This window comes from Streptococcus sanguinis (genome assembly GCF_013343115.1).
In the GTDB taxonomy this organism is placed as follows: domain Bacteria; phylum Bacillota; class Bacilli; order Lactobacillales; family Streptococcaceae; genus Streptococcus; species Streptococcus sanguinis_H.
Genome location: NZ_CP054570.1, coordinates 1,445,973 through 1,466,141 on the forward strand (window position 1 = coordinate 1,445,973; position 20,169 = coordinate 1,466,141).

22 protein-coding genes are annotated in these 20,169 nt (G+C 44.4%); 4 read left to right on the forward strand and 18 right to left on the reverse strand.

The window, feature by feature from the left end; all coding sequences use genetic code 11:
• Positions 1–149 precede the first annotated feature (149 nt).
• The 15 genes from FOC72_RS06865 to FOC72_RS06930 form a co-directional block, all read right to left on the reverse strand.
• Positions 150–2,951, reverse strand: a complete 2,802-nt coding sequence (locus FOC72_RS06865; protein ID WP_002896123.1) for an LPXTG-anchored SHIRT domain periscope protein — start codon at positions 2,949–2,951, stop codon at positions 150–152.
• A gap of 332 nt (positions 2,952–3,283) precedes the next feature.
• On the reverse strand, positions 3,284–3,559 hold the full coding sequence (locus FOC72_RS06870) for an HU family DNA-binding protein (protein ID WP_002896125.1): 276 nt from the start codon (positions 3,557–3,559) through the stop codon (positions 3,284–3,286).
• 112 nt (positions 3,560–3,671) lie between these two features.
• Positions 3,672–4,505: a DegV family protein gene (locus FOC72_RS06875; protein ID WP_002896127.1), complete on the reverse strand. Its 834-nt coding sequence runs from the start codon at positions 4,503–4,505 to the stop codon at positions 3,672–3,674.
• Positions 4,506–4,787: 282 nt separating this feature from the next.
• A complete protein-coding gene (locus tag FOC72_RS06880) occupies positions 4,788–5,516 on the reverse strand; it encodes a metallophosphoesterase (protein ID WP_002896128.1) in 729 nt (242 codons plus the stop codon).
• A gap of 52 nt (positions 5,517–5,568) precedes the next feature.
• On the reverse strand, positions 5,569–7,227 hold the full coding sequence (recN, locus tag FOC72_RS06885; RefSeq protein ID WP_002896130.1) for a DNA repair protein RecN: 1,659 nt from the start codon (positions 7,225–7,227) through the stop codon (positions 5,569–5,571).
• A gap of 8 nt (positions 7,228–7,235) precedes the next feature.
• Entirely contained in the window at positions 7,236–7,667 is a 432-nt protein-coding gene (locus FOC72_RS06890) for an arginine repressor (RefSeq protein ID WP_002896131.1), read from the reverse strand.
• Positions 7,660–8,475, reverse strand: a complete 816-nt coding sequence (locus FOC72_RS06895) for a TlyA family RNA methyltransferase (RefSeq protein WP_002896133.1) — start codon at positions 8,473–8,475, stop codon at positions 7,660–7,662. Before FOC72_RS06895 ends, FOC72_RS06890 begins: the two co-directional genes overlap by 8 nt.
• The gene (locus tag FOC72_RS06900) at positions 8,468–9,343 is read right to left on the reverse strand and encodes a polyprenyl synthetase family protein (protein ID WP_002896134.1); all 876 of its coding nucleotides are present in this window, start codon (positions 9,341–9,343) and stop codon (positions 8,468–8,470) included. Before FOC72_RS06900 ends, FOC72_RS06895 begins: the two co-directional genes overlap by 8 nt.
• Positions 9,340–9,552, reverse strand: a complete 213-nt coding sequence (locus tag FOC72_RS06905; protein WP_002896137.1) for an exodeoxyribonuclease VII small subunit — start codon at positions 9,550–9,552, stop codon at positions 9,340–9,342. Before FOC72_RS06905 ends, FOC72_RS06900 begins: the two co-directional genes overlap by 4 nt.
• Positions 9,530–10,870, reverse strand: coding sequence for an exodeoxyribonuclease VII large subunit (xseA, locus tag FOC72_RS06910; RefSeq protein WP_002896139.1), 1,341 nt, complete (start codon positions 10,868–10,870; stop codon positions 9,530–9,532). Before xseA ends, FOC72_RS06905 begins: the two co-directional genes overlap by 23 nt.
• Positions 10,815–11,051 (reverse strand): hypothetical protein, encoded by a 237-nt coding sequence (locus tag FOC72_RS11670; protein WP_002896141.1) that lies wholly within the window; start codon positions 11,049–11,051, stop codon positions 10,815–10,817. Before FOC72_RS11670 ends, xseA begins: the two co-directional genes overlap by 56 nt.
• The gene (locus tag FOC72_RS06915; RefSeq protein ID WP_002896142.1) at positions 11,027–11,869 is read right to left on the reverse strand and encodes an NAD(P)H-hydrate dehydratase; all 843 of its coding nucleotides are present in this window, start codon (positions 11,867–11,869) and stop codon (positions 11,027–11,029) included. The genes FOC72_RS11670 and FOC72_RS06915 overlap by 25 nt, the downstream gene beginning before the upstream one ends.
• Positions 11,870–11,963: 94 nt before the next feature.
• Positions 11,964–12,737, reverse strand: a complete 774-nt coding sequence (locus FOC72_RS06920) for an HAD hydrolase family protein (RefSeq protein ID WP_002896144.1) — start codon at positions 12,735–12,737, stop codon at positions 11,964–11,966.
• On the reverse strand, positions 12,734–13,588 hold the full coding sequence (locus FOC72_RS06925; RefSeq protein ID WP_002896145.1) for a bifunctional methylenetetrahydrofolate dehydrogenase/methenyltetrahydrofolate cyclohydrolase: 855 nt from the start codon (positions 13,586–13,588) through the stop codon (positions 12,734–12,736). Before FOC72_RS06925 ends, FOC72_RS06920 begins: the two co-directional genes overlap by 4 nt.
• Before the next feature lie 198 nt (positions 13,589–13,786).
• On the reverse strand, positions 13,787–14,017 hold the full coding sequence (locus tag FOC72_RS06930) for a DUF1797 family protein (protein WP_002896146.1): 231 nt from the start codon (positions 14,015–14,017) through the stop codon (positions 13,787–13,789).
• A gap of 249 nt (positions 14,018–14,266) precedes the next feature.
• Here FOC72_RS06930 and FOC72_RS06935 point away from each other — a divergent pair, with 249 nt between their 5' ends.
• On the forward strand, positions 14,267–16,537 hold the full coding sequence (locus FOC72_RS06935) for an ATP-dependent Clp protease ATP-binding subunit (RefSeq protein WP_002896147.1): 2,271 nt from the start codon (positions 14,267–14,269) through the stop codon (positions 16,535–16,537).
• A 48-nt stretch (positions 16,538–16,585) separates the two neighbouring features.
• Here the strand turns inward: FOC72_RS06935 and FOC72_RS06940 are convergent, their stop codons facing one another.
• Complete coding sequence (locus tag FOC72_RS06940; protein ID WP_002896148.1) at positions 16,586–17,200, reverse strand: GyrI-like domain-containing protein; 615 nt, start codon at positions 17,198–17,200, stop codon at positions 16,586–16,588.
• A 59-nt stretch (positions 17,201–17,259) separates the two neighbouring features.
• Complete coding sequence (locus FOC72_RS06945; RefSeq protein ID WP_002896149.1) at positions 17,260–18,159, reverse strand: helix-turn-helix transcriptional regulator; 900 nt, start codon at positions 18,157–18,159, stop codon at positions 17,260–17,262.
• A 224-nt stretch (positions 18,160–18,383) separates the two neighbouring features.
• On the opposite strand from FOC72_RS06945, the gene FOC72_RS06950 reads away from it, so the two are divergent.
• On the forward strand, positions 18,384–18,833 hold the full coding sequence (locus FOC72_RS06950; protein WP_002896150.1) for an NUDIX hydrolase: 450 nt from the start codon (positions 18,384–18,386) through the stop codon (positions 18,831–18,833).
• Positions 18,834–18,900: 67 nt separating this feature from the next.
• Complete coding sequence (locus FOC72_RS06955) at positions 18,901–19,203, forward strand: DUF1827 family protein (protein WP_002896152.1); 303 nt, start codon at positions 18,901–18,903, stop codon at positions 19,201–19,203.
• A 25-nt stretch (positions 19,204–19,228) separates the two neighbouring features.
• On the opposite strand, the gene FOC72_RS06960 is transcribed toward FOC72_RS06955, so the two are convergent.
• Positions 19,229–19,663: a GNAT family N-acetyltransferase gene (locus tag FOC72_RS06960; RefSeq protein WP_002896153.1), complete on the reverse strand. Its 435-nt coding sequence runs from the start codon at positions 19,661–19,663 to the stop codon at positions 19,229–19,231.
• A gap of 22 nt (positions 19,664–19,685) precedes the next feature.
• Here FOC72_RS06960 and FOC72_RS06965 point away from each other — a divergent pair, with 22 nt between their 5' ends.
• Positions 19,686–20,141, forward strand: a complete 456-nt coding sequence (locus FOC72_RS06965; protein ID WP_002896154.1) for a MarR family winged helix-turn-helix transcriptional regulator — start codon at positions 19,686–19,688, stop codon at positions 20,139–20,141.
• The last annotated feature ends 28 nt before the right edge of the window (positions 20,142–20,169 follow it).

The following is a 20,169-nucleotide window of genomic DNA, read 5'->3' on the forward strand; positions in this document are numbered from 1 at the left end:
TTTTAATTTTATGAAAAATTCAAGCATTTGACTGCTTATAATGCTTATCTTTCCTTGAAAAATAAAAAGCCTGCTATTCCCAACAAAAGTTGAGACAACAGACTTTTCATATATTCTATATTTTCAAGGTATTTTACTGAAGCTTACTCTTAGTCACGCTGACGTTTGGTCAAGCCAACTGCTCCTCCAAGAGTCAAGAATCCAAGAATCAGCATCCAGATAGATGTATCTTGGCCGGTCTTAGGCAGAATTCGTTTCTTGCCAATCTCTTTAACTTGAGCATCTACAAGCAAGCGATTGGTTACATTCATACCTTCAGCTTGATTGCTGTAGCCTTCCACTTCGTCCTCGCGGACACTATAGACGATTTCTTTTCCATCCTTGAAGCGAGGTAGGTTTTCAAAGCTGTATTTCCAGCCCATCGCCTCATCAACAGTTACGCTGATGCCTGTATCCTGTCCATCTGCAATTAAGTGAACAAGGACACTCTGTGGTCGGCGACCTGCACCGTTATCATTGTCAATCCAGTTCACAGTGCCAGTAAGCGTAGTTGAGTCAGCTGCGAAAGTCCAAGTACCGACAAAGTGAACATTTGCACCATTAATGGTTGCTTCGTTCTTGTCATATGACTGGAAGCTCCAGCTGCCATCAAATGTTTCAACTTCTGTCTTCACCGGCTGTGTTGGAGTGGTCTTGCTACCGTCGGCTAAATCAGATTTATCAGTCGGAAGTAAGGATTTCACTTCTTGTGGCAATTCCTTACCTGCTGTACCGCTGACAAATTCATGGGTTGACTTGTAAGTTGGTGCCGGGCTAGGCTTCGCCACAAACGTCCAAGTTCCAACAAATTTAGCATCTGCACCATTAATGGTTGCTTCGTTCTTGTTATATGACTGGAAGCTCCAGCTGCCATCAGATGTTTCAACTTCTGTCTTGACTGGTTGCGTTGGAGTGGTCTTAGTGCCGTCTGCCAAATCAGATTTATCGCTTGGAAGCAAAGCTTTCACTTCTTGTGGAAGTTCCTTACCTGCTGTACCACTAACGAACTCGTGAGTTGCCTTGTAAGTTGGCGCCGGTGTAAAGTCCCAGGTACCAACAAAGTGAGCGTCTGCTCCATTGATCGTCTCTTCGTTCTTATCGTAAGACTTGAAGATCCATGTACCGTCGGTTGTTTTCACTTCCGTCTTGACTGGTTGTGTTGGAGTAGCCTTGGTGCTATCTGCCAAATCAGGCTTGTCGGCTGGAAGCAAATCCTTCACTGCTTGTGGCAATTCCTTATCTGATGTACCACTAACGAACTCGTGAGTCGCCTTATAGGTTGGCGCTGGTGTAAAGTCCCATGTACCAACAAAGTGCGCATCTGCTCCGTTAATCGTCTCTTCTGCCTTGTCGTAAGACTTAAAGATCCAAGTTCCATCGGCGGTCTGCACTTCCGTCTTAGCCGGTTGTGTCGGGGTGGTCTTAGTACCATTCTCCAGATTCTTTTCTGTTTCTGGTGTTAGGTCTTTGATTTCCTGCGGGAGTTCCTTACCAGCAGTGCCACTGACAAATTCATGTTTCTTTTCATAGAGCAAGTCAGTAGTAACTTGATTAGATGGTGCTGAAAGATTGTCTACTTTTAAAGTCACTGTATTTTCAATCGTTGCAGCACCCTTTTCTGCTACCTTTTGATTAGTTGCAGTCTTGTAGGTAATGACAATATCCTGAGAAGAATTTGCTTTAACATACTCAGGTGTCATCTTGACCGTAACGGTCTGGCCTTTCTTTTCAATCGTGTAATCACGACCTTCCTGCAAGGCATTACCGCCAGCCTCAACCTTGAGCTCCTTGTAATCCAGACGCTCGTTAAAGGTTTCAGTCATCTCAATAGTAGTCGGGGTAGCCAAAATATCCTTACCAGGAACTGGAATCTTGAAGGTTCCCTTATAAGTCACCTCTTGACCTTCCTTAGCTGGAATCTTAACTGGATCCACTTCTAAGACAGGCTTGGGATCAACTTTTTCAATATAAAGACCAAAGACTGCCGAGCAAGCTTCTGTTGATAAATAACCGAAATTCAACGTGTTATCTGCAGAACGAACGGCCAAACCAGAGATGTTGTTTTCATTAGCAGCACCGCTAGTTGAAGTCGTTGCTTCCCAAATTGTTCGACCGCTCTGATCTGTTTGATTCAAAGCATTGGCATTGTTCATCAAGCGCTTATCAACAGCATTTTTATAATCATTAATATAGAAAGACTCTTTTAGACCAAAGCCGTCAACTACATCAATGTCAGTCGGTTTCATAACCAACTTCAAATCTGTATCCGAACCATCCGCATAGCGTAGCTCTGCTGTAACATCAGCCTCCACCCAGAAAGCTTTGTTCATAATGTTATTATGGGCCGCATCCACATATGGGATATTCCCAATCTCAAAAGCGCTTCTCTCCCACAACTCTGAAATAGAGAAAAATTCAACTGCATTTTTTTGAGCATCATTCATCTGAGCTTCTGCTGTAGATGAGCTCAGATAGTGGAGTGTTACCTTATTAAAAGTCAGATAGGCATCTACTTGTTTTCCATAAGCCGTTCCCACATTAGAAAACTTAAGAGAAAGCGGCTTATTAAAGACCTGATCTGCTTTTTGAGACTTGTCTACCTTGATGGTGAAATTTTCCATTTCTCCAGGATAAACTGCTCCCAGATACTCATAGTTTGGATTAGTCAGATGAACCTGTTCAATTGCCTCCGACTTAGAGAGAACACTGACATTGTTAACATTCAAGTCAAACTTATGAATATTCAACTTGGACAAATCCGTGCCATCCTTCAGCTCCTCCAAGGCAGACAAGGTCTGAATGGGGAGCAGAAAGATTGAAAAAAGCACAACAAATAATCCCATCAGCAGGCGAAATTTGCTGCCAAAAGGATTAACAGGACGCAGTGAGCCCTGAAGTGGTTTCCATTTCATTTCTTACCTCCTAAACTTTTTCAATGATCTCGCAATCATTACACAAAAAGAAATGTTCCCTTCATTTTATCATAAACACCTATGATTTAAAAGTACTTTTACTAAAATTTTAAACTTTTTATTTTAAGTCTTTAAAAATGTTTGTCTCTTATCATTTTCTTTTGTTTAGAGACAAATTTCTTCACTTTACTGCAAAATAAAAACTCCAAGAAAGTTCATCAATCAACTTTCTCGAAGCACCTAAATCTTTTATTGAGCTCAAGAACTGAAAGCAAAAAGAAAAACCTGACATACTCGCCAGAGGCAAGTGTATCAGGCTTTATTAACCAAAATTATTTTACAGCGTCTTTAAGAGCTTTACCTGCTTTGAAAGCTGGTACTTTAGAAGCTGCGATTTTGATTTCTTTACCAGTTTGTGGGTTGCGACCTTTACGTGCTGCACGCTCACGAACTTCAAAGTTACCAAAACCGATAAGTTGAACTTTTTCACCTTTTGAAAGGTACTCAGTTACAGCTGCGAATACAGCATCAACTGCTGCTGCTGAATCTTTTTTAGTCAATTCTGTAGCTTCTGCTACTTTTGCGATCAAATCTTGTTTGTTAGCCATTTAACAAATCCTCCAAATTTTTTCTGGGTTGATAACCCTAACAAATATTATCATATCTAAAAATAGCTTTCAGGTCAAGTACTAAGCCGCTATTTTCTAAATTATTATGGTTTTATTCGTAACGAATCAGCACAGCCCAAGCATTTTCCCCTGTATGTGTCTGAATAATAGACCCTGTTTCCAGCACTGAAATAGGTTTCTTGACATATGGCTGTAAACTTTCCTTCATTTCCTGGGCCAATTCAGGACTTCCAGCATAGGAAATTCCAAGCTCAGCCACTTGCTTGTTTTGCAGGTTTGCTGACAAATCATCCAGCCATTTCTTAAAGGTCTTAGCGCCCCTCCCCTTGACAATGGGCTCCAGCTGATGATCTTTCATTTGCATGATAACCCGGATATTAAGCAAGGAGCTAATCAGACCAGAAACTCGGCCTATGCGGCCTCCTTTAACCAGATTTTCTAAGGTAGAGAGACCGATATAGAGTTCTGTCTTTTCCTTTACTTCCTCGATTTTAGCCAGAATCTCCTCTAGGCTAGCTCCTTCTTTGGCCAGTTTAGCTGCTTCAGTGACCTGAAACTTCATAGCCTGATCAGTGAAAGAACTATCAACAACCGTCACATCAGCATTAGCCAAAGTCGCTCCTTGACGGGCGGCTTCGACAGTCCCTGACAAGGCGTGAGACATGTGAATAGAGATAATCTGTGCTCCATCCTCTGCCAATTGCTCAAAAACATCAGCAAAGACTCCGACAGGCGGCTGGCTGGTTTTAGGAAGATTGCGACTAGACTGCATAAGACGAAGAAATTCACCTTCCGCTAGGTCCGCATCCGAATAGACCACCCCGTCCACCATAACAGAGAGAGGCACAATGGTAATGTCTAATTCCTTAGCAACCTCTGGTTCAATGGTTACAGATGAGTCTGTTACGATTTTTATTTTTGTCATAGATTTCCTACTCTGTATCTAAATTTTAACTTGTTATTACACTACATTATACCAAATTTTTATGGTTTTGTGGGGGAATATTCGCTAAAATCACAGCTCAGGCCAAGCGTTTCCTAAATTTAATCTGCTTGTTTTAGTTTTTTAATCTTTTTGCGCTTCTTTAAAATTAGATGAAAAAGTGTTTACATGCTGCTTTTTTAGCTTTATTGGGGAAAATTTTAGGAAAAAGCTGGTTTTCAAAGAGAATCTCAGCAAAAAAAGATTGGGGAAATCCAATCTTTTTCAGTCTTCGGCTACCAAACCATCATTTTTTATGGCATACCGCTCTATGATGCCATTATGACCAAAGAGAACTCCATGGAGGACTCCTCCATAGACAGCTCCGCCATCCATTCCAATCTTGCCATCCTCAGTCATCCATAGTTGCTTAGTACCTGGCGCCTCATGCAAGAGATAAAATGTCGGTGTATGGCCAAAGACAATCCTTTTGCCAGTCTGATTGCTGCCTTCGTGAAAAGGAGCGCGAATCCAAACTTTTTGATAATCACTGGTCTCTCGCCAGTCTTTCAGTTCCAAATCTAGGCCAGCATGGACAAAAATGTACTGTTCCGTCTCCAATAGGAAAGGCATCTGGCGAATAAAATCTACTAAATTGGCCGTCTCCGTCTTGACACGTTCCGCGTCTGCTACTCCATCTACAGGAGCATTAAGAGGTCGGCCTAAAAGCGAATTAATCGTCGTATCTCCGCCATTGCGTCGGTAGTGGTCATAAGACTTTTCAGGATTGTCCAGCCAAGTCAGAAACATATACTCGTGATTGCCAGAAAGGCAGATAGCTCCTTCTTGGTCCACTAGGTCCTTGACCCGCTCCAAAACTGCTCGGCTGTCCTCGCCTCGATCGATCAAGTCGCCTAGAAAGACTAGTTGGCTGCGACCGTCCCAGTGCTGGAGCAGCTCATCTAGCATACTAGCCTTACCATGGACATCACCGATTGTAAAATATTCTGTCATATGCGCCACCTCCTAAAGGAGACCGAAACACTAGTGTCTCAGCCTCGCTTGTTTATTTTTTTAATAATTCTCTGGCTTGAGTCAAAGCAGCCTCCGTCACATCTTCACCAGCCAGCATCTTAGCGACTTCCTGAACACGCTCGTCAGCCGTCAGCAGGCGAACCGTTGAGACGGTCGAATTCTCATCCGAAATCTTCTCAATAAAGAACTGATAATCGGCAATCGCAATGACCTGCGGCAGATGGGAAATAGCCAAGACTTGCCCATTGGAGCCAATCTTGTGAATCTTCTGAGCAATAGCCTGGGCCACTCGGCCAGAAACGCCCGTATCCACTTCGTCAAAGACAATGCTGGTCTTGCCTTCCTTACGAGAAAAGGCAGACTTGATAGCCAACATGAGACGGGAGAGTTCCCCGCCAGACGCAACCTTTACCAAAGGTTTGAAATCCTCGCCTGGATTGGCTGAGATGTAGAATTCTACTTGTTCATTGCCTTCACGGTTGAACTTGCCCTTATTGAACTGCACTTTAAAACGCGCCTTTTCCATGTAGAGGTCCTGCAGCTCTTGCTTGATTTCTGCTTCCAGCTGGGCTGCTAGGCCGTGACGAGCCTGACTCAGCTCCTGGGCCAGCTCTACAAGCTCTCTTTCCAATACCTTCAGCTCTCGGTCCATATCCTCCGAGGACAAGTTACTTCCAGTTAAAAGGCTGTATTCTTTGGAAATCTGAGCAAAGTAATCCAGCACATCATCTACTTGTCCGCCGTATTTACGCGTGATGCTGTTAATCAAGTCTAGGCGACTCTCCACCTGCAGCAGCCGATCTCCGTCAAAGTCCAGTCCATCTAAAATATCCTCTAGGCGCTTGCTGACATCTTCTAAGACATAATAAGTCTCTGACAAGCTGCCGGAAAGCTCCTTGTAGGCTGGATCGTAATCCTCGATAGACTCAAGGTCATTCATAGCTGAGCGGACATTAGTCAGACTGGAAAAATCTTCATTATCCAGCATAGTATAGGCGTTCATCAACGTATCGGCAATAAGCTTGTGGTTGAGCAAACGGTCTCGCTCCTGGTGCAGGGCAGTATCTTCACCGCTTTTGAGGGCGGCACTTTCAATCTCCGCCATCTGAAACTCCAGCATCTCAATCCTGGCCTTATGCTCCTGCTGATTTTTCTGCAAAGTCAGGACTTGCTTGCGCAGACTTCGATAGCGGTCAAAGGTTTCCTGATAGCGACCCTTGAGATGCAAAAAGTCTGCTGTTCCAAACTCATCTAGCATGGCAATATGAAGCTGGGGTCTCATCAGTTCTTCCTGATCATGCTGACCATGGATATCCACTAAGTGCTGGCCAACAGCCTTTAGAACAGACAGATTAACCATCTGACCATTGATACGGCTGACACTGCGGCCATTTTGCAGAATTTCTCGACGGATAATTAGCTCATCGGTCAGCTCCCAGCCCTGCTCCTCAAAAATCTCTCGCAAAGCTCTGCTATTTTCCAGCGAAAAAAGTCCCTCTATCTCAGCTTTGGATGCCCCATGACGAATAACATCCGTCGTAGCACGGCTGCCCAGCATCATGTTCATGGCGTCAATAATAATAGACTTGCCGGCTCCGGTTTCCCCGGTCAAAACCGTCATACCTTGCTCAAAATTTAGGGAAATTTCCTCAATTATGGCAAAATTTTTAATCGAAATTTCTAATAACATAGGCTTTCCTACCAATGGTGAATGATGGTCGCAATCCTTGCGGCTGCTTCCTCTGTCATCATAACCATCAAAATACTGTCGTTGTCTGCCAAGATACTGAAAATATCCTCAGCAAATTCACTTCTAAGATGGCGCTTGACCAGTGCTGTGCTCCCCGGAACCAGACTGAGATTGATCATATTTCCCAAGACCTGACAGGATAGGATGTTGTTTTCAGCCAAGCCCAGACTGCTGGTCATGGTCTTAGGCAGCTCGTAGATATAAGTGTTGTCCTTGAGCGGTATCTTGACAATCCCCAGCTCTTTGATATCCCTAGAGACCGTAGCCTGGGTCGCTGTAATCCCAGACTCCCTGAGATGTTCTACAATTTCCTCCTGTGTGCCAATGTCATAGTCACTGACAAAGCGTCTAATCTTTTCTAATCTATCCTTCTTATTCATCCTTAAATTCCTTATGTGCTGCCTCTACGACAGCTGTCATCATAGCTGAATCAAGAGGCTGCGGCTCTGTACTCTTTTCTAAATAGGCCAGAAATTCTACATTGCCCTGACCGCCCTGAATAGGCGAAAAATCCAGTCCCCTGACAGAAAAGCCAGACTCCAGCATAAATGCTGCGACCTTTTCCAGAACTGCCAGATGGACCTTTTTATCCTTGACAATCCCTTTTTTCCCAATCTGCTCGCGTCCCGCTTCAAACTGGGGCTTGATTAAGGCGACCACTTGGCCATCCCGAGCCAAAATCTCATGCAGAGCCGGCAAAATCAAACTCAGCGATATAAAGCTGACGTCAATACTGGCAAAGCTAGGCTCCTGTTCAAAGTCAGTCCTTTGGGCATAGCGAAAATTAAACTGCTCCATGCTGACAACCCGCTCATCCTGTCTGAGCTTCCAAGCCAGCTGATTAGTACCGACATCCACTGCATAGATCAGCTTAGCTCCGTGCTGCAACATGACATCTGTAAAACCGCCGGTCGAAGCTCCGATATCTAAGGTCACTCGGTCAGTGACCGAAATATCAAACACTTGCAAAGCCTTTTCTAGCTTGAGGCCGCCGCGGCTGACATATCTGAGTTTCTCGCCTTTTAAGCGCAGCTCTGTGGCTGCGTCAATCTTTTCACCCGGCTTGTCAAAGCGCTGGCCATTGGCTGCAGCAATAACCAGTCCAGCCATTACACCACGCTTAGCCTGCTCTCTGGTCTCAAAGAGCCCTTGCCTGTAGGCCAGCACATCTACTCTTTCCTTAGCCATTCAATCTCAAACTTTCTATTATCTTTTGAATTTCTTCGCCTGAAAACTCTGTCTTCTCTTCCAAGTCTTTCAGAATGTCTACAGCTTCATCAAGGGTCTGATTGAAAAAGTTTTTAGCTCCATCCAGTCCCAGAAAGGCTGGATAAGTCGACTTGGCCGCAGCTAAATCTTTCTGCGGGGTTTTACCCAGCTCTTCAAAGCTGGCCGTCACATCCAAAATATCATCCCGCACTTGAAAGGCCAAGCCCAAGAGTTCTCCAATCCTACGAAGCTTGTCTTGAACAGACTGCTGAGCCTGAACAATCAAACCAGCTGCGACAAAAGGATAGGTCAGTAGCTTACCCGTCTTATTGGCATGGATGATTTTTAAATCTTCTAAACTAATTGCTTGGCCTTCGCCTTGCATGTCCAGCACTTGTCCTGCGACCATACCGAAGCTCCCCGATGCCAGAGACAACTCAGAAATCAAGTCCACCTTGACCTGACTAGGCAGCTCGGCCCTTGCTAATAGTCCATAGGGGTCCAAAAAGAGAGAATCACCCGCTAAAATAGCCATATCCTCTCCAAACTTCTTATGGCTAGTCAAGCGGCCGCGACGATAATCGTCATCATCCATAGCCGGCAAATCATCATGGATAAGGCTGCCAGTGTGAATCATCTCAAGAGCCGCCGCGACCTGATAGTGGGCCTCAGCCAGCTCTAGGCCAAAAGCTTGAATCAACTCCAATAGCAGTAAGGGACGAATCCGCTTGCCGCCAGCCTGGACCGAGTACAAAATAACTTCTGATAAATCCGACGACACTTGCTGAGACCTATAAAAATCTTCAATCGTCAGACCAATTTTTTCCAGTTTCTCGTTTCTTGTCATTCCATTTCCGTTTCTGTGCCGTCTGCCTGCATGACCTTAACCAAGGTCTTTTCAGCCTTGTCCAGACTAGCCTGGAGTTCCTTTGAAAGTTTCATCCCCTTTTGAAATTCCGCAATCGCCTCTTCCAGCGCTACATCACCATTTTCCAGCTTTTGGACAATGACTTCCAAGTCTGCTAAGTTTTCTTCAAATTTCTTTTCTTTGGACATGTTTTACCTCTACTTCCAGCTGCCCATCCCGCATAAGCAGGGTCAGCTCATCTTTTTCTTCAATGCCGGCACTTGACTCGACAACCTTTTGATTCTTTTGGACAATAGCATAGCCACGCGCCACGATTCGACTGGTATCCAGCATAAGCAAGGCCTCGGATAATCTCCTGACTTGAGCCACCTTGTTATCATAAATAACCGCCATGTTGCTGCGCAGCAAACGCTCCAGCTGGGCAGTCTGCTCCTGAAAACGCTGAACGCGACTGAGAGGATTCAATGCTTCCAAACGATGCTGCAAGATTTTGACCCGCTGTTGCTCTTCACTATAATATTCGCGAATTTTTTGCTTCAGTCGCAGGTTAAGCTGATCTAACTTCTGCAGATGGCCATCGTAAAGCCGTTCTGGCTGTCGAAAGATAACCGACTGGGTCAGCTTATTTAACCTCTCTCGATAATAGCTCAGGCGATTGGACATCGCTCGAGACATGTGGTTTTCCTGCTGCTGCAAATGGCCCAGCAGGTCTAGCTTGGTGACCAGTGTTGCTAGCTCAGCCGCAGCCGTCGGAGTCGCAGCCCTGTGATCTGCCACAAAGTCGGCTAAAGTCGTATCTGTCTCATGGCCAACACTAGAAATAACAGGAATCCGGGACTCAAAAATAGCCCGAACCGTTTTCTCTTCGTTGAAAGCCCAGAGATCTTCGATAGAACCGCCACCTCGGCCAATAATCAGTACATCCAAATCCGACCGCTCATTGGCCAGTCTGATGTGGTCAGCAACCTGAGCTGCAGCACCATCTCCCTGCACTTTTGTCGGATAAAGGACAATCTCCACTCCCGGAAAGCGACGGCTGACCGTAGTGATAATGTCTCGGATGACCGCTCCGCTGGGACTGGTTACGACGCCGATTTTCTTAGGAAACTGGGGCAAGGCTTGCTTGAATTTATCTTGAAAAAGCCCTTCTTCTCCCAGTTTTTTCTTGAGCTGTTCAAACTGGATAGCCAAGGCACCGATACCATCCGGCTCTGCCTTTTCAATGATAATAGAATAGGAACCGCTCGGCTCATAGAGCTGCACCCGGCCGATGACATTGATTTTCATGCCTTCTTCCAGCTCAAAGCCTAGCTTCTGGTAGACACCAGACCAAATCGTGACCTGAATGACGGCCTTCTCATCTTTCAATGAAAAATACTGATGATTAGGACGCCGGCGGAAATTGGACACTTGGCCAGTCAGATAGACCCGCTCCAAATAAGGATCCCGCTCAAACTTCATCTTCAGATACTTGGTCAAGGTCGAAACCGACAAATACTCTGGCATGTCCTTTTCCTTTCATTTCTAGTTTTTCCGTAACTTTTATTATAACAAAAAACTGCATAAAAAACCGATTACAAAGTCTAAAAATCCCCTGAAAAGCTAGAAAAAAACTGGGCTTCCACAAAAGAAACCCAGCTGACTTAAAACCTAAGAAAAAGTCTACTGACTCATCTCCTTCATCCACCTTGGAATAGCTCTGCTGATTGCCGTTGGTAGGACGACATAAGCTTCCTGACCCAATTTATCTGCGATAAGGGAATGAAGAAGGGTTGCAGCCGCCACTCGCTCAAAGAGACTGCTTGACTTAAACTGACCCGCAAATGCGGCAATCATACCGGCCAGCGTATCCCCCATTCCACCAGTTGCCTGATAAGGTCCGCCTACTGTCAACTCAAAGACTTGCTCTTGTCCGCTTTGATAGATGGTCGTTCCATGCTTTTTCTGCACGACAATACTGCCCAAAGGTAGCTGATTGACCGCCACCTGATTGGCTGCCGCTGTCTGATCTGACAAGTTCAAACCCGATAACCCCTCCCACTCCTTTTGATGAGGGGTAAAAACTGTTTGGGCTTTTGGAAATGGCAAAGCTGCTTTGCTAAAGAGTGAGATGGCTCCGCCATCCACAATGAGAATCTGCTGTTCTGCCACAGTCTGGACAACACTTTGTAGGATATCTAGACCTAGTTGATTCTCTGCTAGGCCTGGACCAATCAAGACTAAATCTGATTTAGCCAACTGCTCTGTCAATCGGTCTTGCTCCTCTATGTCAAAGGCCATGGCCTCCGGTAAATGACTGTGCAGAGGGGCGATATTTTCTCTGTCTGTAGCAACAGTCACCAGACCGGCCCCACTATTGACTGCTGCCAAAGCTGCCATGATAATTGCGCCCCCATAAGGATAGGTCCCCCCAATCAATAAGAGACGGCCGTAGTCGCCCTTGTGACTATCCAAGGGACGTTCCCTAATGACCCTTTTTAAAACATTTTCAGCATTTTTTACCATGATATTCTCCTAAACCAACTTTATCCTGCACTTCAAACCTATCTTCATTATACACCAAAAGGCACCTAAACAGATGCCTCGTATCATAAGAAAGTTATTTTTCCCGAAAATCTGCAAATTTTTGTAAGATTCTTGCTGCGACTGCCTTGGGTAAATTTTCCTGAAAGGCAACCTGCTCATCCGCATAATCGCTCAAGCCTGGGAAATCCCCAACCTGCACAGCGTAGAGAGAATTCTTAAAGAGCTGGATATCATTTTGATCATTACCAAAAGCCACATAATCCGAACCGCAGAGTTCCTTTACAGTTGAAGCTTTATTGGTTTCAGCCGGATTGATATAAAAACATTTCTCATGTTCATGATAGTCTAGACTTAGATTAGGCAAGCTTGCAAAACGAGCCTGTACATCATCTAAGAGTTGCTCATGATTCCCCATGTAAATAACGACCTTAATAGGATGCTGGAGTTCAGCCAGTTCCAGCCGTCTTGCCCGCTTGAGAGGATCTACACTGGCAATAAAAGGGATTTTTTCTAAAATCTGGCCGCTGTAGTCAAAGGTATTATCAACGAAAAAAGGCAAATTATAGGTCAAACAAGTATCTAAAATGGCTTGATAACTTGACTGATGCAGCTGACGCTCAAACATCAGCTGTCCATTCTGATAAGCTACTCCGCCATTCAGGCCAATCACTATCTGCTGACTCAATTCCGAACCTAATAGTCCCAGACAATCTCGATAGGAGCGCGCCGAAGCAAACAGAACTTCATGCCCAAACTGAGGAGCCGTCAGCAGGACCTGCTTAATCTCCTCATCAATCGTCATATAATCAAAGGACAAGGTCCCATCCAAATCAAAAACAAATTTCATGATTCAAGACTCCGTTTAAAGGCCTGGTAGGTCTGCTCCATCAGCATGGTAATGGTCATAGGTCCAACACCTCCAGGTACAGGGGTAATCAGACTAGCAATTTCAGACACTTCATCAAACTTAACATCGCCAATCAGCTTGCCATTTTCATCTCGGTTCATACCGACATCAATGACAACAGCTCCTTCCTTGACAAAGTCCTTGGTCACAAAATGTCCACGTCCGATAGCCACCACCAAAATATCTGCCCGCTTAGCAGTCTTAGCTAGATTGTGGGTCCGTGAATGCGTCAGAGTCACTGTCGCATTCTTAGCTAAAAGGAGCTGAGCCATGGGCTTACCAACAATATTACTCCGCCCGATGACAACCGCTCGCTTGCCTTCCAGTTCAACGCCATATTCATGGAACATTGCCATAATGCCCGCAGGAGTAGCCGGAATCATGACCGGATGACCGCTCCATAGCTTGCCCATATTAAGCGGATGAAAGCCATCAACATCCTTGTCTGGATCAATGGCCAGCAGCACAGCTTCATCATCGATATGGTCAGGCAAGGGCAGCTGGACCAAAATCCCATGCCAGTCAGGATTTTGATTATAGGTTTCAATCAAGCTCAAGAGCTCTTCCTGGCTGGTTGCTTCTGGCAGACGTTCTACCTTACTCCGAAAGCCAGCAGCCAAGGCTGAGCGCTCTTTATTACGTACGTAGATTTGACTGGCTGGATTATTTCCCACCACAATCACTACCAAGCCCGGTACCTGACCTGTCTTTTCTTTGAGGCGAGCCGTTTTTTCGGCTAATTTTTTCTGAAGCTTCTCTGCCAAACCTCTACCATCAATAATCTGGGCCATGTCATTCTCATTTCTTTTTCATTATCTTTTTCATTATACCAAAAAAATTTGTGCCCAGCCTATAACTTTTTCTTATATAAGGTTATAAGGTAGGGATTCATTGGCAGCTAGTGGTAAAATTTTCAGCCCTACTGAATCATTTCTATCTCTTTTAAAATAAGATAAAAAGGGTAAAAATAAAAAGCAGCTAAGTGCTTTTTAGTAGAGTAATTCATAAATTTCCATTGCAATCAAATCGATGCTGTCGAAAGTATAGGTTTCACGCGCTGCGACATCACGCAAGGTGAAGACAGAGCCGTTTTCTTCATCGTAACTGTAAGCTACTTCTGCTACAACAACTCCTTCACGCTCAAAATTACGTTTCAAATTTCCGCCATCCTTAGCCATAGCTTCTAAGCGGTTAATAATTCTAACTAAATGTGATTCCATTTTGTTTCTCCTATTTACTTAGTTCCCTCTTATTTTACCATAAATAGCGACTGAAATACCACTAAAAGCCTATTTTTTGTAATTTTTCAAGAATTTGTTTTCATTCTGCTCGGTCTAAGGGAGGATTTTGTAGTAAATTCTTGCAAAGTTCGAGAATACTGATATAATGAAACTATAAAACTTTGACTATTTTTGACCTTTAATTATTTCTATAAATAGCTTGCACACTAAAAGAAAAGAGGTATCTGCATGCTTTGCCAAAATTGTAAAATCAATGAATCTACGATTCACCTTTATACCAACGTAAATGGCCATAAACAGCAGGTGGATTTGTGTCAAAACTGCTACCAAATCATGAAAACAGACCCTGAACATTCCTTGTTCGGCGGAATTGCTAATGCCAACAATCACGGAACAGATCCTATCGATGACTTCTTCAACAGCCTCAGCAATTTCCAACATCCTCAGGAACCAACTACTCCTCCCACCCAATCTGGCGGAGCCTATGGAGGCGGTGGCGGCTACGGTTCAAATCCTAGCAAGGGTGGTCAGCCTCAGCCAAGTCCGCAAAAGCCAAAAGGCCTGCTGGAAGAGTTTGGTATCAACGTGACTGAGTTGGCTCGCCGAGGCGAGATTGATCCTGTTATTGGCCGTGATGAAGAAATCGTCCGTGTCATTGAAATCCTTAACCGCCGCACCAAAAATAATCCTGTTCTCATAGGAGAGCCAGGAGTCGGAAAAACAGCCGTGGTGGAAGGTCTGGCCCAGAAAATTGTCGATGGTGATGTGCCTCATAAACTCCAAGGCAAGGAGGTTATCCGCCTAGACGTTGTCAGCTTAGTACAGGGAACTGGTATCCGTGGCCAATTTGAGGAGAGAATGCAGAAGCTCATTGATGAGATTCGTTCTCGTCAGGATGTCATTCTCTTCATTGATGAAATCCATGAAATTGTCGGAGCAGGCTCAGCTGGCGATGGCAATATGGACGCTGGGAACATTCTCAAACCAGCTCTGGCTCGCGGAGAACTCCAGATGGTCGGAGCAACCACTCTCAATGAATACCGTATCATTGAGAAGGACGCTGCACTGGAGCGCCGTATGCAACCCGTTAAGGTAGACGAGCCGACGGTAGAAGAAACCATTACCATCCTCAAAGGGATTCAGAAAAAATACGAAGACTACCATCACGTCAAGTACACAGATGCGGCCATCGAAGCTGCTGCGCTTCTCTCCAACCGCTACATCCAAGATCGCTTCTTGCCAGACAAGGCTATTGACCTCTTGGATGAGGCTGGATCCAAGATGAATCTGACCCTCAACTTTGTTGACCCCAAGGTCATTGACCAACGTCTGATTGAGGCCGAAAACCTCAAGGCTCAGGCGACTCGTGACGAAGATTTCGAGAAAGCAGCTTACTTCCGCGACCAGATTGCCAAGTACAAGGAACTCCAGCAGACAAGTGTGCTAGACAAGGATACTCCGATTATCAGCGAGAAAACGATTGAGCATATCGTAGAGCAAAAGACCAATATCCCAGTTGGCGACCTCAAAGAAAAAGAACAGTCTCAACTAGTCAATCTTGCCAGTGACTTAAAGGCTCATGTCATCGGCCAAGACGATGCTGTGGATAAGATCGCCAAGGCTATCCGCCGCAACCGGGTCGGGCTAGGAAGTCCTAATCGCCCAATCGGCAGCTTCCTCTTTGTCGGACCAACTGGTGTCGGTAAGACTGAGCTGTCTAAGCAACTAGCCATTGAGCTCTTTGGCTCGGCTGACAGCATGATTCGCTTTGATATGAGTGAATATATGGAAAAACACAGCGTGGCCAAACTGGTCGGTGCCCCTCCGGGCTATGTCGGCTATGATGAAGCTGGCCAATTGACTGAGCGCGTCCGCCGCAATCCCTACTCACTCATTCTGCTGGATGAGGTGGAAAAAGCCCATCCCGATGTTATGCACATGTTCCTGCAGGTTCTAGATGATGGCCGCCTGACCGATGGTCAAGGCCGGACTGTCAGCTTCAAGGACACCATTATCATCATGACATCCAATGCCGGAACTGGCAAAGCTGAAGCCAGCGTTGGCTTTGGAGCAGCGCGTGAAGGCCGCACTAACTCCGTTTTGGGTGAATTGGGCAACTTCTTCAGTCCTGAGTTTATGAACCGCTTTGACGGCATTATCGAATTCCAGGCGCTCAGCAAGGACAATCTGCTGCAAATCGTCAACCTTATGCTGGACGATGTCAATCAACGTTTGGCAACCAACGACATTCATCTGGATGTTACAGAGAAAGTCAAAGAAAAATTAGTTGACCTGGGCTACGATCCAAAAATGGGTGCTCGCCCACTGCGCCGTACCATTCAGGACCATATTGAAGATGCTATTACTGACTTTTATCTGGAAAATCCAAGCGAAAAAGAGCTCAAAGCTATCATGACCAGCAATGGCAAGATTCTCATCAAGTCAGCCAAGAAAACTGAAAGCACAGAGTCCGTTAATTCATCACAAGAAGAAAAATAATTTTCGACAAAATAGAGCAGAAAACAATTAGTTTTCTGCTCTATTTCTTTATTGATTTTTCTGAACCCTATAGCGCAGAATTGTTTTCAGCTTGCTAGGGTCTGTCCGATTCAGATTATTGAGATAGATTTCTCTATGAGTGTGTGAAATCCGTTTCAGCTGGTGATTCTGGCAAAAGGCATCCATTTTAGTGAAGGATTGAGGTTCTTCGTCAAAAGGACCCAGATGCAGCATGGCGACACACTCTCCTTCCGTCATTTCTTCAAAACGAATCTCGTCATAGAGAGGATTAGGCTTTTTGACACGGACTTGTTCCAGGGCCTTTTTCACCATCTCTTCAGTGATAAAGTCCGGCTGCCCAAGCATAATGGTATAAATCAATTCTTCTTTAATGAGTTCTCCTGCTTGCTCTTGCTGCCAAAGTCCTTCCAAGGGATAGACTGTAAAATCAGTAAATTCTTGCTCGGCCGCTGTCTTTTTGTAGTTCATCTTGATTGCATAGGCTAAACTGTACAGAGCACCAACTCGTTCCGAAAAGTCAGCAGCATTAGGATTGCCCTTGCCGTCAATCATGATAAAAGACTGGGCAGGAACATCTATAAGACAGGGTTTAGACTTGATTTGATATAATTCAAGATTGGCTTTTCTCCATTCATATTTCATGAGAGAGCCCTCCTTTCTTTACTACAAACAGTATAGCAAAGAAAAGCTGACAACCTCTGTCAGCTTTTATAAATATCGGCAATGGCTTTTAACTTTTCTTTGAATTCTTCCCGTAACCGAGGCGGCTCTAGGATTTCAACTCCATCCAAAAAGGATAGCAAGTAGATATAAAGACTATCGTGACTCGGCAAATGCGTTTCGACATAAAGGCCCCCATCAGTCTCCTCTATCTCTGCTTCTGAAAACTCCTCGTACACCCGAAAGGCATGTTTCTTGTCAAATTTCAAAATGACTTTTACAGAATCTCTTAGCTGCTCCTCAGGGCTAAATTTCTCATCCAAGACTCTCTGCTTAAATCTTTCCTCTAACATCTGACAGTCTCTCATTCTGCTGAGTTTAAAAAAGCGCGGAGCTTGTCTTAAACGACAAAAGCCAGCAACATACCAGTTTTGGCTTTTAAATACTAACTTCAGCGTCTCTATCTTGCGCTGCTCTCTTTCTCCCCGCCCATTCAAATAAGAAAAAGACAAGACTCTTCTTTGCAAGATTGCCTGCTTAATAGTATCAAACAGTTCTTTCTGATCTGCTTTTTTGCGCCAGTCAGTGAAATCCACCTCCAGCCAGGAAGTTGCCTGAACTTGAAACAAGGACTGTAGCTTAGACAGGGTCTCTACTTGCTCGCCATCTGTTAAAATCTGGAAGTCTTGAAGAGCAGCTAATAGCTCATCCCTCTCAGACTCTGAAAACAAAGCCTTGTCTAAGACAAAATCCTTCATCAGAAAAATACCCCCGCCCTTGCCTGGGCTACAATAGATAGGGATTCCTGCCAAACTCAGCTTGTCCACATCTCGATAGATGGTCCGAATGGATACTTCAAATAGTGAGGCCAATTCGGGAGCTGTTGTGCGGCCCTGCTCTAAAAGAAGATATAGGATTTTAAAAAGTCTGCTTTCTGTCATAAAACCACCTCGCTCCTATTATAACAATTTCTTCTAAAAATGTTTTACCATTCCTATAAAGAAGAGTTTTCTAAACGGTCGGAGGAAGGAATTTATTATTTGAAGGGGATTTCTTTCAAGGACTATCATTCTTTTTCTGTCCAATAAACCGAGTAAATTCTTGACAGCTGGTCCTTAGTCCATTATGATAGATAGTAAACTGACTAGAGATTGAGGATATTAGAATGACAAATCCAACCTTTGGTGAAAAGGAAGCAAATGTAGAATATGTGACCCGCTACGGAGTCTATGCCGTTATCCCAGATGAAAAGAAAGAAAAGATTATTTTGGTCCAGGCGCCTAATGGAGCTTGGTTTCTGCCCGGTGGAGAGATTGAAGAGGGGGAAAACCATCAGACTGCGCTTGAACGCGAGCTGATGGAAGAACTTGGATTCACAGCCCAGCTTGGACGCTATCTTGGACAGGCTGATGAATATTTTTACTCTCGCCACCGCGACACCCATTTCTACAACCCAGCCTACCTGTATGAGGTCACCTCTTTCCAAGAAGTCCAAAAACCGCTGGAAGATTTCAACCAGCTTGCCTGGTTCCCAGTCGAAGAAGCTATTGAAACACTCAAACGCGGCAGCCATAAATGGGGTATCCAAGCCTGGAAAAATACACTTAAAGCTTAAAGAAATCATTCACAATTCATAGCAAACATGTTATAATAATAGCAGGTATAAAGCAGGAGGAAATCGTATGAAGCTTATTAATACAACAAACAGTCATGCTGACCTTGTCAAAAGCCAATTGGAAAGCACCGATGCGATATTAGTCGAAGTTTATTCTGCTGGAAACAGCGATGTTGTTTTTACACAAGCTCCTCTTCACTATGAAATTTTGATTTCAAACATGCACCGTGCTGTACGCGAACAGGAAATCGAAAAAATTAGAGAGTTTTTCTTGAAGAGAAAAATTGATGCAAATGCTATTGATAGAGCTGCTATCCGCACGATTTACGCTAATAATCTAATCGAAATTTCCATTCCTGTGAAACAGTAAAAACTAAGGCCTGTCCTTAGTTTTTTTATTGTTTATAGATCATGGTAATGTGAGGTGTCGATTCAAAAATAAAGGGTTGGCCAACTGATTTGAAGCCATACTTTTCATAGAGAGCAGCCACCTGAACCTGAGCCTCTATTTCAATTTCCTTTCCTGGCCATTTCTCAACACATAATTGCAAGATTTCTCTGATAAGCTGCCCTCCTAAGCCCTGTCCTCGTGCAGACTGAGCTGTGACTACTCGACCAAAGACCAAATGCTCTCCCTCTTCAAAGACACGGGCATAAGCATCAATTTCCCCTTGTTTATTAGCATGGTAAACATGCACTGCTTCTAGGTCTTTCTCATCCAGTTCATGATAGATGCGCTCCTGCTCCACCACAAAGGTGTCAATGCGCAATTTTAAGATTTGATAAAATTCTATCGGGTTCAGCTCTATTAATTTTTTCCTAGACCACATACTTGTTTCCTCTAACTTTTTAATGTATAATAAGTGCAAATGCAACTATCAAGGAGTTCCTATGGATTACCGTCAACTTTTCCGACAAATGGGATTTATTTCCAGACAAGCTATGATGAAAATGAATCAGAAAGCCAGTAACTACGGCCTAGACAATAATTTATTTCTACTGCTCATTCGTATCGTCGAAAATGAAGGCCTCAGCCAATCACAACTGGCAGAGCTGGTGCAGATTGACAAGACTACTCTCAGCCGTTCTCTAGGAAAGCTGGAAGATAGAGGCTTGATTATCAAAAGGACCAAAGCTCAAAATAAGAAGTTCAAAGAGCTCTATCCTAGCAGTCAGGCTCTCAAACTCTATGACCAACTGATTGGCTTTGAAAACTCCTACGCCAGTCAGGCTCTGCAGCAACTGACTTCCTCTGAGCTCTTTCAGCTCCAAAACATTTTGGCTAAAATAAGCACTCCTAAGTTATAAGTAGTATAACAGAAAACAGTTGTAAATG